Genomic DNA, 13,534 nt, shown 5'->3' on the forward strand with positions numbered 1-13,534 from the left:
GGTATCAGGCCGCGATCGCGGGTTTGGCGTGGCGGGCATAGAGGAATTCCAGCACCTCGGCCCGGGCATGGGTGTAGGTCGGGTCCTCGACGAGTTCGAGGCGCTTGCGCGGCCGGGCGAGCGGCACCGACAGGACCTCGCCGATCGTCGCCGAGGGACCGTTCGTCATCATGACGATCCGGTCGGAGAGAAGCACCGCCTCGTCCACGTCGTGGGTGATCATGATGACGGTGTTCTTGAGCCGCAGGTGGATCTCCATCAGCTGGTCCTGCAGATGCGCCCGGGTGAGCGCGTCGAGGGCGCCGAAGGGTTCGTCCATGAGGAGCACCTTCGGCTCCATGGCGAGCGCCCGGGCGATGCCGACGCGCTGCTTCATGCCGCCCGAGATCTCGTGCGGGCGCTTCTCGGCGGCGTGGGTCATGTTGACCAGCGCCAGGTTGTGCTCGATCCAGTCGCGCCGCTCGGCCCGACTCTTCTTCGCCCGCAAGACCTTGTCGACGGCCAGCGCCACGTTCTCCCGCACCGTGAGCCAGGGCAGGAGCGAGTGGTTCTGGAACACCACCGCCCGCTCGGGGCCGGGGCTGTTGACCTCACGACCGTCGAGGAGGACGCCGCCGGTGGAGGCCTTGAGCAGGCCCGCCACGATGTTGAGTACCGTCGACTTGCCGCAACCGGAATGACCGATCAGCGAGACGAACTCGCCCTTCCCGATCTTCAGGTTGACGTCGCGCAGCACTTCCGTGGTGCGCCCGCTCCGGGTGAAGCTGATGCCGATCTGCTCGAGGCTGAGATGGGTCATGACGGGCTCCCTCAGGCCGTGGCGGTGCCGCGGGTGACGAGGTGGCCGAGGCCGGCGACGAAGCGGTCGAGCACGAAGCCGATCACCCCGACATAGACCAGGGCCACGATGATCTCGCTGATATGCGAGGAGTTCCAGGCGTCCCAGATGAAGAAGCCGATGCCGACGCCGCCGATCAGCATCTCGGCGGCCACGATGGCGAGCCAGGACAGGCCGACGCCGATGCGAAGACCGGTGAAGATGTACGGCGCGGCCGACGGCAGCATCACCTTGGCGAAGAACTCGAAGGCGTTGAGGCGCAACACCGCCGCGACGTTGCGGTAATCCTGCGGAATGTTGCGGATGCCGACCGCGGTGTTGATGATGATCGGCCAGATCGAGGTGATGAAGATCACGAAGATCGCCGAGGGCTGGCCGTCCCGGAAGGCGGCGAGGGAGAGCGGCAGCCAGGCGAGCGGCGGGATGGTGCGCAGGACCTGGAAGATCGGGTCGAGGCCGCGCATCGCCCATTCGGACTGGCCGACCAGCGTGCCGAGCAGCACGCCGGCCACCACCGCCAGGGTGAAGCCGAGGGCGACGCGCTGGAGGCTGGCGGCGATGTGCCAGAACAGCCCTTTGTCGGTGCCGCCATTGTCGTAGAACGGGTGGACGATGATCTCCCAGGCATCGGTCACGACGCGCGAGGGCGGCGGCAGGCCGGCGCCGGGGCGCTGGCACAGGACTTCCCAGACGAGCAGGAAGACCGCCAGCACGACGAGCGGCGGCACGATTCGCAGCGCCAGCCCTTTCAGGGCGGCACGGGTGACGAGGGGAGCCCGCGCCCCCTCGGCTTTGGCGGCGCCGAGGCGCCCGAGGCTCAGTCCGAGTGCCATCTCACGCCACCTTCTTGATGCCGAGGCTGTTGAGGTAGGCGGAGGGGTCCGCCGGATCGAAGACCTTGCCGTCGAAGAAGGTCTCCTTGCCGCGCGAGGTCGAGGCCGGCGCCGTGACGCCCATGCCCTTGGCTACCTCGCGCCAGATGTCCTCACGGTTCACCTTCTCGACCAGCGCCTGGGTGTCGGTCTGAGGATCGAACTTGCCCCAGCGGATGTCCTCGGTGAGGAACCAGAGATCGTGCGACTTGTACGGGTACGAGGCGTTGTCGGCCCAGTACTTCATGATGTGCGGGCTGTTCATGACCTTGCGGCCGTCGCCGTAATCGAACTCGCCCTTCATCCGCTTGACGACGTCGCTGGCCGGGACGTTGATCCACTGGCGCTTGGCGACGATGCCGGCGAGCTCGTCACGGTTCTCCGGCTTGTCGCACCATTGTTGCGCCTCCATCACGGCGGCGAGCAGCGCCTTGGCGGCGTTCGGGTGCTTGTCGACCCAGGACGCGCGCATGCCGAGCGCCTTCTCCGGGTGGTCCTTCCACAATTCGCCGGTGGTGAGCGCGGTGTAGCCGATCCCTTGCGTGATGAGCTGCTCGTTCCACGGCTCGCAGACGCAGAAGCAATCCATCGTGCCGACCTTCATGTTCGCCACCATCTGGGCCGGCGGCACGACGATGGTCTCGATGTCCTTGTCGGGATCGATGCCGCCGGCGGCGAGCCAGTAGCGGATCCAGAGATCGTGAGTGCCGCCCGGGAAGGTCATCGCCGCCTTCACCGACTTGCCCGACGCCTTCTTGCGCTCCAGCGCCGCCTTGAACGGCTTGGCGTCGAGGGCGACCTTGTCGCCCATATGCTCCTTGGCAACCGAGATGCACTGGCCGGCGAGGTTGAGCCGGGCCAGGATGTACATCGGGACCGGCACGTTGTTCTGCGTCACCCGGCCGGCGCTGATCAGGTAGGGCATCGGGGTCAGGATGTGGGCGCCGTCGATGCCGTTGCCCTCGGAGCCCAGCACCAGGTTGTCTCGGGTGGTGCCCCAGGAGGCCTGCTTCAGCACCTCGACGTCGGGCATGCCATGACGCGCGAAGATGCCCTTCTCCTTGGCGACGAAGAGGGGGGCGGCGTCGGTGAGCGCGATGAAGCCGAGCTTAGCGCCCTTCACCTCGGGTCCGGCCCCCTGCGCGAAGGCGCCGCCCGGCAGGGCGGCGCGGCCGGCCGCCGCCAGCGACAGGGCGCCGGCCGCCCCCTTGAGGATGCCGCGACGCGTGGTGTGCTCAACGCTGCTCATCGATGCTTCGCCCTCAAGCCGTTCGCGCCGCGTGGCGCCTGGGTGCCGAAACGCAAAAAGCCGCTACCCAAGGTCTTCCGCCGGCCGCGCGGTCGCGGGCCCACAGGGGAACTCGGGTCAGCGGCTCTGCTGACAGTCGGTGCCCGTCGACGCTGACGGGCAAGAGGACGAGAGCAGGTTCCGTGCCAATTTGCGTGGGAACCATTCAAGTGCTTGAAATTGAAATGGTTCGAAGCTTCACAGCGATGGCGGGGGGATCAGCGTTGCCGGCCGGTGCAATGCACAAATGATAGGCTGGGCCGGCAGGGAAATGGGCAAGGAAGCACCGCGCTCAACGGTTGGGCAGGAGCGAGCGCGTGGTTTCTGCGCGACGGCGCAGGACACGACACAGGAGGTTGCGCCGTGCGGGCGCGCGGCGGCCGTCGCTCCCGTACCCGCGCAACCTCCTGCGTCGTGTGCTTTGGCTCGACGGATATCGTACCCTGAATGTCATTCCGCGGCCGCGCGGCGGAGCCCGGACTGACGCAGTCGACGTCGATCCGTCGGGGCAACCTCACGCCGCCGCCAGCAGATCCGCCCGATACAACCCCGCCGCCTCAGCAATCGCCACACCCGCGTCGACCTGCCCCGCCGCCGCCATCTCCTCGACCATCCATTCGAGGGCGGCCGGGTCGGGGGTGAGCTCGGGCTCACCCAGCACGAGGTAATCTGAAGCCTCGACCGGCGGTCCGCCCGGCGCGAGCCGCAACGCCCCGGCGAGGCCCCGCAGGATCAGCACCGGATCGAGGCCGAGATGGCGCGGGGCGCCGAGCAGGGCGGCCAGGTCCTCGCGGTTCCCCGGATCGCCGCACCAGCGGGCCGCCCGCTTGAGGGCTCGCAGCAGCGGCGCGGCGCGGTCCTCCATCTCGGCGGGGAGCGCCAGTACCTTTTCCGGGCAATCCGGGGCGATCGCCGCGCCCAGGGCCGCGATGCGGCCGACCCCAGCCTCGACCGCGACGCCGCTCCAGGGGGCGCCGACGCAGAACCCGTCGATCTGGCCGCGCTCCAAAGCCGCGACGGTGCGGGGCGGCGGCACCACGACGAGGCGGACCGACGCGAGCGAACTACCGCCGAGCGCCAGCAGGCGCCGCCACTGGTAGGTATGGCTGGAATAGGGATGGACGGTGGCGAGCGTCAGCGGGCGCCCCTCCGCCGCCCGGGCCTCGGCGACGCGGGCGAGCGCCTTGGCCACATCGGCCAAGGCGTCGGATTCGGCATCGAGTGCCTGCCAGAGCGGCAGCGACAGGGTCACGGCGTTGCCGTTGCGGGCGAGCGCCGCCGGGGCGATCAGGCGGGCCTGCGGTCCGCTGAGGCCCAAGTGGCAGGCGAGCGCCAGCGGCGCCAGCATGTGGGCGCCGTCGAGGAGGCCGAGTGCCAGGCGGTCGCGCAAGGTCGCCCAGGAGGGCTCGGCCACGAGATCGACCTCGAGCCCCTCCCCCGCCGTGAAGCCGCGCTCCACCGCGGCGATCAGCACCGCGGCGTCGGTGAGCGGGACGTAGCCGAGTTGCAGCCTCATCCGAGCAGGTCCGCGGCGGTGACGATGGCGCGGGCGATGTCGACGATCTTGCGCTTCTCGTTCATGGCCTTGCGCCGGAGCTGCTTGTAGGCCTCGTCCTCGGTCAGCCCCTTGGCGCTCATCAGGATGCCCTTGGCGCGCTCGATCAGCTTGCGGTCGGCGAGTTCGCTCTTCGCCTCGGTGAGCTCGCGCTGCAGCCGGGCGAAGGCGTTGAAGCGCAGGATCGCGATGTCGATGATCGGCTTGATCCGCTCGGCGCGGAGCCCGTCGACGATGTAGGCCGAGATGCCGGCATCGACCGCCGCCTGCATCATCGGCGTGTCGGATCGGTCGACGAACATCGCCACCGGCCGCTCCACCAGGCGCGAGACCCCGAACATCTGCTCCAGGAGGTCGCGGCTCGGGCTCTCGAGGTGGATCACCACCACGTCGGGCGAGAGGGCGGAGAGCCGGTCGAGGAGGTCGGCGGTGTCGGGGATGACCACCACGCGGGCGCCCTCGACGGCGCGCAAGCCCTCTTCCAGGATCGCGGCCCGGGCGCGGCTCGGGTCGACGACGGCAATGGTGAGGGATTCGCCCGCGGACGGGGCGGCAGGAGGAGCAGCCGGGGAGGGCGTTGCGCGGTCGGGCATGTCGGCGTCGGATCACGCAATTGTTGGGCCTGAAGGCGGCGGAACTGCCCCTTACCCGAGGGAGGCTCCGAGCGGGAGGGCCCCGATGGGCGGAGGGCGGCCGAGCCCGGCCCCGCCTGCCGCGGGTTGACACGAAAGCGCAAAGAAACGGCCCCGCTTCGGCCCGAAACCGGCGCTTCATTCGCGACCGTGATCGGCAGGGAGGTTCGGATGCGGCAGAACGGGCGGATGCGCGAGCCGGCGGGTGTCGGCGCCATCGGGAGCCTGCCCGGGGCCTCGCGGGGCTACCTGCCGCTCCTGCCCACCGCCTGCGTGGCCATTTGCCTGGCGGCGGGCTCGCTGTACTGGCGCGGGGCGCCGCCCCGGACGCAAGAGGGCCGCGTCGCCGCGATGCAGCCGCTTCCGGCGGGCGCCGACCTGTTCCGTGCGGTCCCGGATGGCGAGGGCCGGATGCGCGCGCCCTACCCGCTCGAATTCGAGCAGCCATTCCCGCTGATCGCCAGCCTGCCGGGCGAGGCCGCGGCGCCGGTGCTGCCGGTCGTCGAGACCAGGGAGCCCGAGGTCAAGGACGTCGAAGGCAGGGAGAACGAAGGAAGAGCGCTGCGCCGCGCTGCGCCGCATCGCGCGCGGGCGGTGCCGTCCCTCGCAGGCGTGCGGCCGCCGGCCCGGCCCGACGACCTCAAGGTCGCGAAGGTCACCCCGGACAAGGGCACGGGCGACAAGGGAATCGGTGACCGGGGAACGGGCGGCGAAGCGGCGTCCCGCACGGCCAGCGCCGGGGGCACCGTCGAGCGTCCGGCGCCGTGGCTGCCCTTCGCCCCGACCGGACGGCTGGTGACCCAGAGCATGGTGGCTCTGGGCGAGGGCGTGACGAATGCGGGCGCCGCGATGATCGACCTGATCGACCGGCGGCGCTAGATCGAAAGCCGAGCAAGGATCGATCTGCGAACGGGATCACGATGTCCGCCCTCGTCATCCGGCCCGCAGACCGGTTCGATCTGCCGCGCCTCCTCGACCTCTACGTCCACCTCGACCCGGACGATGCGCGCTGCCCGCCCGAGGAGGCCGCGGCGATCCTCGATCGCCTGTCGCGCGACGAGGGCAGCGCGGTCCTCGTCGGGGCGATCGGGGAAAAGCTGGTCACGACCTGCACCGTCGTCGTCATCCCGAACCTGACCCGCGGCGGCCGGCCCTACGCGCTCATCGAGAACGTCGTCACCCACGCCGACCATCGCGGGGCCGGGTTCGGGCGGGCCGTCCTGAGCGCGGCCGTCGGGCGCGCCTGGGAGGCGGGATGCTACAAGGTCATGCTGATGACGGGCTCGACGAAGCCCTCCACGCTCGCATTCTACGAGGCGGCGGGCTTCGAGCCGTCGAAGACCGGGTTCCAGGTCAGGCGGATCGCCGTCAGAGCCGAGTGAGGGCGCGCGGCCGCCAACCATGGTGCAGCGCGATCGGGCAGCGCCCGGCCCGGGTTGGCCCGAGGGGAAGGCCGCTCTAGCTAACGGCGTCACGGCACTGTTCGGGACGCACCATGGCGTTGCTCATCGAGGATTACGCGCTCGTCGGGGATGGGCGCAGCGCGGCACTGATCGGACGCGACGGCAGCGTCGACTGGCTGTGCTGGCCGCGCTTCGATGCCTCGGCCTGCTTCTCGGCCCTGCTCGGCACCCGGGAAGATCACGGCCACTGGCGCATCGCGCCCGCGGGCGACGCCAAGAGCACCCGCGGCTACCGGCAGGACACGCTGGTGCTGGAGACCGTCCACGAGACCGCCGACGGCGCGGTGCGGGTGATCGACTACATGCCGGTGGAGGACGGCACGCATCTCGTGCGTCTCGTCGAGGGCGTGCGCGGCCGGGTGGCGATGCGCATGGACCTCGTGGTGCGCTTCGATTACGGCTCCGCCATCCCCTGGGTGTCGCGCAGCGAGAACGACGACCTCAGGGCGATCGCCGGCCCCAACAAGCTGGTGCTGCGCACCCGCGCGGCCCTGAAGGGCATCGGCCAGTCGACCGTGTCCGAGTTCACGGTCGAGGCGGGGCAGAGCGTATCCTTCGTGCTGAGCTACGGCCTCTCCCACGAGGAGGACCCGGCCCCGATCGAGCCGCGCAAGATGCTGGCCGGCACCACCGCCTGGTGGCGCTCCTGGTGCCGGCGCTGCCGGGGCGGGACGCCCTGGGACGACGTGCTGACCCGCTCGCTCCTGACGCTCAAGGCGCTGATCTACCGGCCGACCGGCGGCATCGTGGCGGCGCCCACCACCTCGCTGCCGGAGCAGATCGGCGGCGTGCGCAACTGGGATTACCGGTTCTGCTGGCTGCGCGATTCGACCTTCACGCTGCTGGCGCTGATGGATGCGGGCTATATCGACGAGGCCCGGGCCTGGCGCGACTGGCTCACTCGCGCGGTGGCGGGCAGCCCCGAGCAGGCGCACATCCTCTACGGCATCGCCGGCGAGCGCCTGCTGCCGGAGATCGAGCTCGACTGGCTGCCGGGCTACGAGGGCTCGCGCCCGGTGCGGGTCGGCAACGCCGCCGCCCAGCAATTCCAGCTCGACGTCTACGGCGAATTGTTCGACGCGCTCTACCAGGCCCACCAGCGCGGCATGCGGGCCGACGAATCCGGCGTGCGGGTCGGCCGCGCCCTCCTCGACCACCTGGAGCGGGTCTGGCGCGAGCCCGACGAGGGCATCTGGGAGGTGCGCGGCGGGCGCAAGCACTTCGTCCATTCGAAGGTGATGGCCTGGGTCGCCTTCGACCGGGCGATCCGCTTCTACGAGGCCCAGATGGCGGACCGCGATGCGGCGGACCACGAGCCCACCGCCGGCGACCACGAGGCGGTGGTCCGCTGGCGCGCCGCCCGGGACGAGATCCACCGCGAGGTCTGCGAGAAGGGCTTCGACAAGGACCTCAACAGCTTCGTGCAGTATTACGGCTCGAAGGACCTCGATGCGAGCCTGCTCCTGATCGCCCATATGGGCTTCCTGCCCCAGGACGATCCGCGCGTCGTCGGCACCGTCGAGGCGATCGGCCGCGACCTGATGCATGACGGCTTCGTGCTACGCTACGACACCAGCGGCCAGACGACCGACGGCCTGCCCGCCGGCGAGGGCGCCTTCCTGCCCTGCAGCTTCTGGTACGCCGACAACCTGATCGGGCTCGGCCGACGCGACGAGGCCCGCGCGCTCATCGAGCGCCTGCTGTCCCTGTGCAACGACGTCGGGCTGCTCGCCGAGGAATACGACCCGGTCCGCAAGCGCCAGGTCGGCAATTTTCCGCAGGCGTTCAGCCATGTCGCGCTCGTCAACACGCTTCTGAACTTCAGTCGGACGATCGGACCCGCTAAGGAGCGCGGCGGAGACCCGGACGATGCGGGCCGTCCGGGCGAGCGGCCCGTGATGCCCCCGCAGGCGGCCGAAAGCCCCGCGACCTGACCGGTCGCGGGGCCCCGATCCTTTTTTCGACGTGACGAGGCCAGTCAAGATGAGCGCAGCCGACACCAAGCCGAAGGCCGGCACCAGCGAGATCGACCAGCGCAGCATCGACACGATCCGCACGCTGACGATCGATGCGGTGCAGAAGGCGAATTCGGGCCATGCCGGTGCCCCGCTGGGCCTCGCGCCGGTCGCCTTCACCCTGTGGAACCACTACCTCCGCTACGACCCGGCGAACCCGCACTGGCCGAACCGCGACCGCTTCGTGCTGTCGGTCGGCCACGCCTCGATGCTGCTCTACAGCCTGCTCCACCTCGCCGAGGTGGCGGAGACGGACGGCGGCAATGCCCCGGCGGTGAGCCTGGAGGACATCAAGAAGTTCCGCCAGCTCGACAGCCGCACCCCGGGCCACCCGGAATACCACTTCACCACCGGCGTCGAGGTGACGACGGGACCGCTCGGCCAGGGCGTGGCCAATTCCGTCGGCATGGCGATGGGCGGCCGCTTCCTCGGCGAGCGCCTCGCCTACGGCGACCGGCCGCTCTTCGACTACAACGTCTACGCGATGTGCAGCGACGGCGACCTGATGGAGGGTGTGGCGTCGGAGGCGGCCTCGATCGCCGGGCACCTGCGCCTGTCGAACCTGTGCTGGATCTACGACAACAACACCATCACCATCGAGGGCCATACCGACCTCGCCTTCAGCGAGGAGGTCGCCGCCCGCTTCCTGGCCTATGGCTGGCAGGTGCTGCGCGTCGCCGACGCCAACGACACGGTGGCGGTCTCCCACGCCCTCGAGACCTTCCTGCAATCGGGCGACCGCCCGACGCTGATCATCGTCAACTCGGTGATCGGCTACGGCGCGCCGACCAAGCAGGGCACCCCGAAGGCCCATTCGGACGCGCTCGGCCCCGACGAGGTCAAGGGTGCCAAGCGCGCCTATGGCTGGCCGGAGGACGCCCAGTTCCTGGTGCCGGACGGCGTCTACGACAATTTCCGCCAAGGCATCGGCGCCCGCGGCAAGGCCCTGCGCGAGGAGTGGCTGGCGCTGGTCGAGGAGGTGAAGGCCGGTGATATGGGCCTCGCCAAGGATCTTGCTACCTATCTCGCCGGCGAGCTGCCGGACGGGTGGGACGCCGAGATCCCGGTCTTCCCGGCCGATGCCAAGGGCCTCGCCACCCGCGAATCCTCCGGCAAGGTGCTCAACGCCATCGCCAACCGGGTGCCGTGGCTGCTCGGCGGCTCGGCCGACCTCGCGCCCTCGAACAAGACCAAGCTCGAGAGCCCGGAGGCCGGCACCCTCGGTCCGTTCACGCCCGGCGGGCGCAACATCCATTTCGGCGTGCGCGAGCACGCGATGGGCTCGATCGTCAACGGCCTCGGCCTGGTCGGCCTGCGCGCCTACGGGGCGACCTTCCTGGTCTTCTCCGACTACATGCGCCCGCCGATCCGGCTCGCCGCCCTGATGGAGCTGCCGGTCTTCCACGTCTTCACCCATGATTCGATCGGCGTGGGCGAGGACGGGCCGACCCACCAGCCGGTGGAGCACCTGCTGGCGCTCCGCGCGATCCCCGGCCTCATCACCTTCCGGCCGGCCGACGCCAACGAAGTGGCGGAGGCGTACCGGGTCATCATGCAGCTCAAGCACCAGCCGGCGGTTCTGGCACTCAGCCGCCAGCCGCTGCCGACCGTCGACCGCAGCAAGTACGCGGCGGCCTCCGGCACCGCCAAGGGCGCCTATGTGCTCGCCGGGGCCGACGAGGCCAAGCCCGACGTGATTCTGATCGGGACCGGCTCCGAGGTGCAGCTCTGCCTTTCCGCCTACGACACCCTCCGGTCCGAGGGCGTGAAGGCCCGGGTGGTGTCGATGCCGTCCTGGGACCTGTTCGAGCAGCAGGACGAGGCCTACCGCAACAGTGTGCTGCCGCCCGAGGTGACGGCCCGCGTCGCGGTCGAGCAGGGGTCGGTGATCGGCTGGGACCGCTACACCGGCAGTACCGGCACGATCCTCGGCATGCACACCTTCGGCTCCTCGGCACCGATCAAGGACCTGCAGACCAAGTTCGGGTTCACGCCCGAGAAGGTTCTGGAGGCCGCCCGCGCCCAGCTGGCCAAGAAGAAGGGCTGATCCCATCCTCCCTCGTCCTCCTGGGCCCCGGCATAGCCGGGAACCCCAGGAGGACATCGGGGGTGGCAGAACCGTCGAGAGCGGCGATGCGGCTCCCGGCCCCTACCGCGCCGTCAGAATCTCCACCGGAGGCCCTCGGCCGTCATCGAACACGCCCGCCGAGAGGGGGCCGCCGAACACCGCGCCGGTGTCGAGATTGGTGCGGAACGTCTCGAGCTCCGGCCGGCCGTCCCTCGTCGGGGTGTGGCCGTGGACGACGTGGCGGCCGAAATCGTGGCCCGAGGACAGGAACGGCTCGCGCATCCACAGCCGGGTCTCGCGGGCGCTGCCCTCCGCTCCCAGAACCGGGTCGAGGCCGCCATGGACGTACCAGCGCCGGGCGTCGCCGTGCAGGGTCGGCAGGGCGGCGAGCCAGGCGACGACATCCCGCGGCAGGTCGCGCGGATGCGCGACGCCGAAGGAGGCGAGCGTCGTTCCCCCGCCGTTGAGCTCCCAAAGGTCGAGGTTCGATCCGGCCGCCGCGTCGAGCAGCATCGCCTCGTGATTGCCCATCAGGCAGGTGACGGCCTCGGGCTCCCGGCCCTGCAGGGTCCGCAGCCGCACGACCGCGCCGGCGCTGTCGGGCCCGCGGTCGACGGCGTCGCCGAGGAAGACCAGCCGGCGTGCCCGGCCGGCGCGATGCGTCTCGATCCGGGCGAGCAGGCGATCGAGGAGGTCGGTGCGGCCGTGGATGTCGCCGATCGCGTAGGTGAGCATGGCCGCCTCCCGAGAAAGGGCGACGGCCGCCCCGGTCAGGCGACCGCCTGGGCCGGCGGGATCGACCGCACCGCCTCGGCGTCGAGGTAGCGCAGGGTCTCGGCAAAGCCCATCGGCCGGCCGAAATGATAGCCCTGCATCAGGACGCAGCCGAGGCTCTCGAGCAGGCGGGCCTGCTCGGCGGTCTCGATCCCCTCGACCACGCAATCGAGCGTGAGGTTGCGGGCGAGGCCGACGATCGACGTGACGATATCGCGGCTCGCCGGATTCTTGGTGATCTCGCTGGTGAAGCTGCGGTCGATCTTGAGCTTGTCGAGCGGCAGGCGGTGGACGTAGCCGAGGGACGAGTAGCCGGTGCCGAAATCGTCGAGCGCGATGGCGATGCCGTTCGCCCTCAGGGTCTCGAGCACCGTCTGGGCCTGGGCCACGTCCTGGATCAGGGCGGTCTCGGTCGCCTCCAGGATCACCCGCCCGGGGCCCAAGCCGCTCGCGCGGATCGCCGCGACGAGGCCCTCGGCCGCCTGCGGCGAGGCGATGTCCGCCATCGACAGGTTGAAGGACAGGGCGACCGGCTCGGGCCAGGCCTTCGCGGCGGCGAGCGCCTGGCCGAACAGCACGGCGGTGATGCGGGTGATCAGGCCGGAGCGCTCGGCGATCGGCACGAACACCGCCGGGGAGACCGGGCCGATATCCGGACTGGTCCAGCGCGCCAGCGCCTCGAACGCCACGGTGCGGCCGCGCCGCACGTCGACGATCGGCTGGAAGACCAGGGTCATCTCCCGGGACAGATCGGCGTGGCGCAGGGCCTGCTCGATCACGCTCTGGGTGCGCAGGCGCCGCTCGTGCTCCTCGGTGAACAGCACGGCCGTGCCGCGGCCGCTCGCCTTGGCGTAGTACAGGGCGTAATCCGCCCGCTCGACCAGCACCGCCGCCTTGGTTCCCGCCTCGGGATAGGTCGCGAAGCCGATCGAGGCGCCGATCTGGGCGGAGCCGCCATGGGGCAGCCGGAACGGCGCGCCGAGCGCGATGCGGATCGCCTCGCCCATCGCCTCGGCCGTGTCCGCGGCGCCGGGCAGGACGAGGCCGAACTCGTCGCCGCCCAGCCGCGCCACCGTCCCGGCCTCGCCCACGACCTCGCGCAGGCGCCGGGCGGTCTCCTGCAGCACGGCGTCGCCGGCGCCGTGGCCGTGGGTGTCGTTGACCGGCTTGAACCCGTCGAGATCGACCAGGCCGACGACGACCCGCTCGCCGGCGCTCGCCGCCCCGACCAGGGCCTGTTCGAGGGAGGCGAAGAAGCTGCGGCGGTTGGGCAGCTCGGTCAGGGTGTCGAGATTGGCCAGCCGCAGGTTGTCGCGGCCCAGGCGCTCGAGCTCTACCTGCTGCCCGATCAGGCGGGCGAAGTTGCGGGCATAGGTGACGATCACGAATATCAGGGCGGCGCTGACGATCACCAGGTTGAGCCCGATCGCCCGCATGGCGTGGCTGTCGAGGTGGCTGACGTAGAGGCCGAAGATCAGGTTGACCGTGACCATCACCAGCAAGGCGGCCGCGCGCAGATGGACGAGGCAGAAGGCGCAGGCGATCGTCGTGGTGCCGACGTAGAACAGGATGTGGGCCTTGGCGTAGCCGTCGCCGTACTCGAACAGCGCGATGCTCCAGGCGATGAAGCCAACCGCCAGCGCGCCCGCGAGCCAGACCGTGAGCCGCAGCTTGGCGGCGACCCGGGCCTCGTCGATCGGCGCCCGGCGCTGGCGCAGCCATGATCCGAGGCGCAGGATGCACAGGGTCAGCAGGATTCCGAGCGGGTAGAGGGTTACCGAATCCGGCGCCATTCCATGAAAGGTGACGGCGACGGCCGTCGAGTTGATCGCCAGGATCACGTAGAGCAGCGGCACCTGTTTGCGCAGGACCCGCATCTGAGCCCGCATCAGGTCCGGGTTCGCGGTGTCGACCCGGAAGAGATCGACGATGGTCAGCAACCTGCGCACTGCGCGTCCACCCCGTTCGGACCCGCCGGTTCCGGCATCGCCCCGGCAATCAGAAACCATACCGGCTTGAACGAAGGGTT

General features: G+C 70.4%; 11 protein-coding genes. 4 read left to right on the forward strand and 7 right to left on the reverse strand.

Annotated features, from left to right (window positions below):
• Positions 1 to 4: 4 nt before the first annotated feature.
• The 5 genes from G4G93_RS19165 to G4G93_RS19185 all read right to left on the reverse strand — a co-directional run bounded on the left by G4G93_RS19165 (position 5) and on the right by G4G93_RS19185 (position 5,146).
• The gene (locus G4G93_RS19165; protein ID WP_165086382.1) at positions 5 to 799 is read right to left on the reverse strand and encodes an ABC transporter ATP-binding protein; all 795 of its coding nucleotides are present in this window, start codon (positions 797 to 799) and stop codon (positions 5 to 7) included.
• Positions 800 to 810: 11 nt separating this feature from the next.
• Positions 811 to 1,671 (reverse strand): nitrate ABC transporter permease, encoded by an 861-nt coding sequence (gene ntrB, locus G4G93_RS19170; RefSeq protein ID WP_165086383.1) that lies wholly within the window; start codon positions 1,669 to 1,671, stop codon positions 811 to 813.
• Position 1,672: 1 nt separating this feature from the next.
• Positions 1,673 to 2,959 (reverse strand): CmpA/NrtA family ABC transporter substrate-binding protein, encoded by a 1,287-nt coding sequence (locus G4G93_RS19175; protein ID WP_165086385.1) that lies wholly within the window; start codon positions 2,957 to 2,959, stop codon positions 1,673 to 1,675.
• 553 nt (positions 2,960 to 3,512) lie between these two features.
• Complete coding sequence (locus tag G4G93_RS19180) at positions 3,513 to 4,514, reverse strand: CmpA/NrtA family ABC transporter substrate-binding protein (RefSeq protein ID WP_165086387.1); 1,002 nt, start codon at positions 4,512 to 4,514, stop codon at positions 3,513 to 3,515.
• Positions 4,511 to 5,146: an ANTAR domain-containing response regulator gene (locus tag G4G93_RS19185; RefSeq protein WP_165086389.1), complete on the reverse strand. Its 636-nt coding sequence runs from the start codon at positions 5,144 to 5,146 to the stop codon at positions 4,511 to 4,513. The genes G4G93_RS19180 and G4G93_RS19185 overlap by 4 nt, the downstream gene beginning before the upstream one ends.
• Before the next feature lie 210 nt (positions 5,147 to 5,356).
• Here G4G93_RS19185 and G4G93_RS19190 point away from each other — a divergent pair, with 210 nt between their 5' ends.
• The 4 genes from G4G93_RS19190 (at position 5,357) to tkt (ending at position 10,710) form a co-directional block, all read left to right on the forward strand.
• Positions 5,357 to 6,064, forward strand: coding sequence for a hypothetical protein (locus tag G4G93_RS19190; protein WP_165086391.1), 708 nt, complete (start codon positions 5,357 to 5,359; stop codon positions 6,062 to 6,064).
• A gap of 41 nt (positions 6,065 to 6,105) precedes the next feature.
• The gene (locus G4G93_RS19195; RefSeq protein ID WP_165086393.1) at positions 6,106 to 6,567 is read left to right on the forward strand and encodes a GNAT family N-acetyltransferase; all 462 of its coding nucleotides are present in this window, start codon (positions 6,106 to 6,108) and stop codon (positions 6,565 to 6,567) included.
• A gap of 113 nt (positions 6,568 to 6,680) precedes the next feature.
• On the forward strand, positions 6,681 to 8,582 hold the full coding sequence (locus G4G93_RS19200; RefSeq protein WP_165086394.1) for a glycoside hydrolase family 15 protein: 1,902 nt from the start codon (positions 6,681 to 6,683) through the stop codon (positions 8,580 to 8,582).
• 49 nt (positions 8,583 to 8,631) lie between these two features.
• Positions 8,632 to 10,710: a transketolase gene (gene tkt, locus G4G93_RS19205; RefSeq protein ID WP_165086396.1), complete on the forward strand. Its 2,079-nt coding sequence runs from the start codon at positions 8,632 to 8,634 to the stop codon at positions 10,708 to 10,710.
• Positions 10,711 to 10,812: 102 nt separating this feature from the next.
• On the opposite strand, the gene G4G93_RS19210 is transcribed toward tkt, so the two are convergent.
• Both G4G93_RS19210 and G4G93_RS19215 read right to left on the reverse strand, forming a co-directional pair.
• Complete coding sequence (locus tag G4G93_RS19210; RefSeq protein WP_165086398.1) at positions 10,813 to 11,466, reverse strand: metallophosphoesterase family protein; 654 nt, start codon at positions 11,464 to 11,466, stop codon at positions 10,813 to 10,815.
• 35 nt (positions 11,467 to 11,501) lie between these two features.
• Positions 11,502 to 13,454 (reverse strand): putative bifunctional diguanylate cyclase/phosphodiesterase, encoded by a 1,953-nt coding sequence (locus G4G93_RS19215; protein ID WP_165086399.1) that lies wholly within the window; start codon positions 13,452 to 13,454, stop codon positions 11,502 to 11,504.
• Between the last annotated feature and the right edge of the window lie 80 nt (positions 13,455 to 13,534).

The sequence above is a fragment of the Methylobacterium sp. DB0501 genome (genome assembly GCF_011043735.1).
Taxonomy (GTDB): Bacteria; Pseudomonadota; Alphaproteobacteria; order Rhizobiales; family Beijerinckiaceae; genus Methylobacterium; species Methylobacterium alsaeris.

Bases quoted from the DNA above. Each gene is read 5' to 3' on its own strand.
- G4G93_RS19165 (WP_165086382.1), bottom strand. From the start codon at position 799: ATGACCCATCTCAGCCTCGAGCAGATCGGCATCAGCTTCACCCGGAGC.
- ntrB (WP_165086383.1), bottom strand. From the start codon at position 1,671: ATGGCACTCGGACTGAGCCTCGGGCGCCTCGGCGCCGCCAAAGCCGAG.
- G4G93_RS19175 (WP_165086385.1), bottom strand. From the start codon at position 2,959: ATGAGCAGCGTTGAGCACACCACGCGTCGCGGCATCCTCAAGGGGGCG.
- G4G93_RS19180 (WP_165086387.1), bottom strand. From the start codon at position 4,514: ATGAGGCTGCAACTCGGCTACGTCCCGCTCACCGACGCCGCGGTGCTG.
- G4G93_RS19185 (WP_165086389.1), bottom strand. From the start codon at position 5,146: ATGCCCGACCGCGCAACGCCCTCCCCGGCTGCTCCTCCTGCCGCCCCG.
- G4G93_RS19190 (WP_165086391.1), top strand. From the start codon at position 5,357: ATGCGGCAGAACGGGCGGATGCGCGAGCCGGCGGGTGTCGGCGCCATC.
- G4G93_RS19195 (WP_165086393.1), top strand. From the start codon at position 6,106: ATGTCCGCCCTCGTCATCCGGCCCGCAGACCGGTTCGATCTGCCGCGC.
- G4G93_RS19200 (WP_165086394.1), top strand. From the start codon at position 6,681: ATGGCGTTGCTCATCGAGGATTACGCGCTCGTCGGGGATGGGCGCAGC.
- tkt (WP_165086396.1), top strand. From the start codon at position 8,632: ATGAGCGCAGCCGACACCAAGCCGAAGGCCGGCACCAGCGAGATCGAC.
- G4G93_RS19210 (WP_165086398.1), bottom strand. From the start codon at position 11,466: ATGCTCACCTACGCGATCGGCGACATCCACGGCCGCACCGACCTCCTC.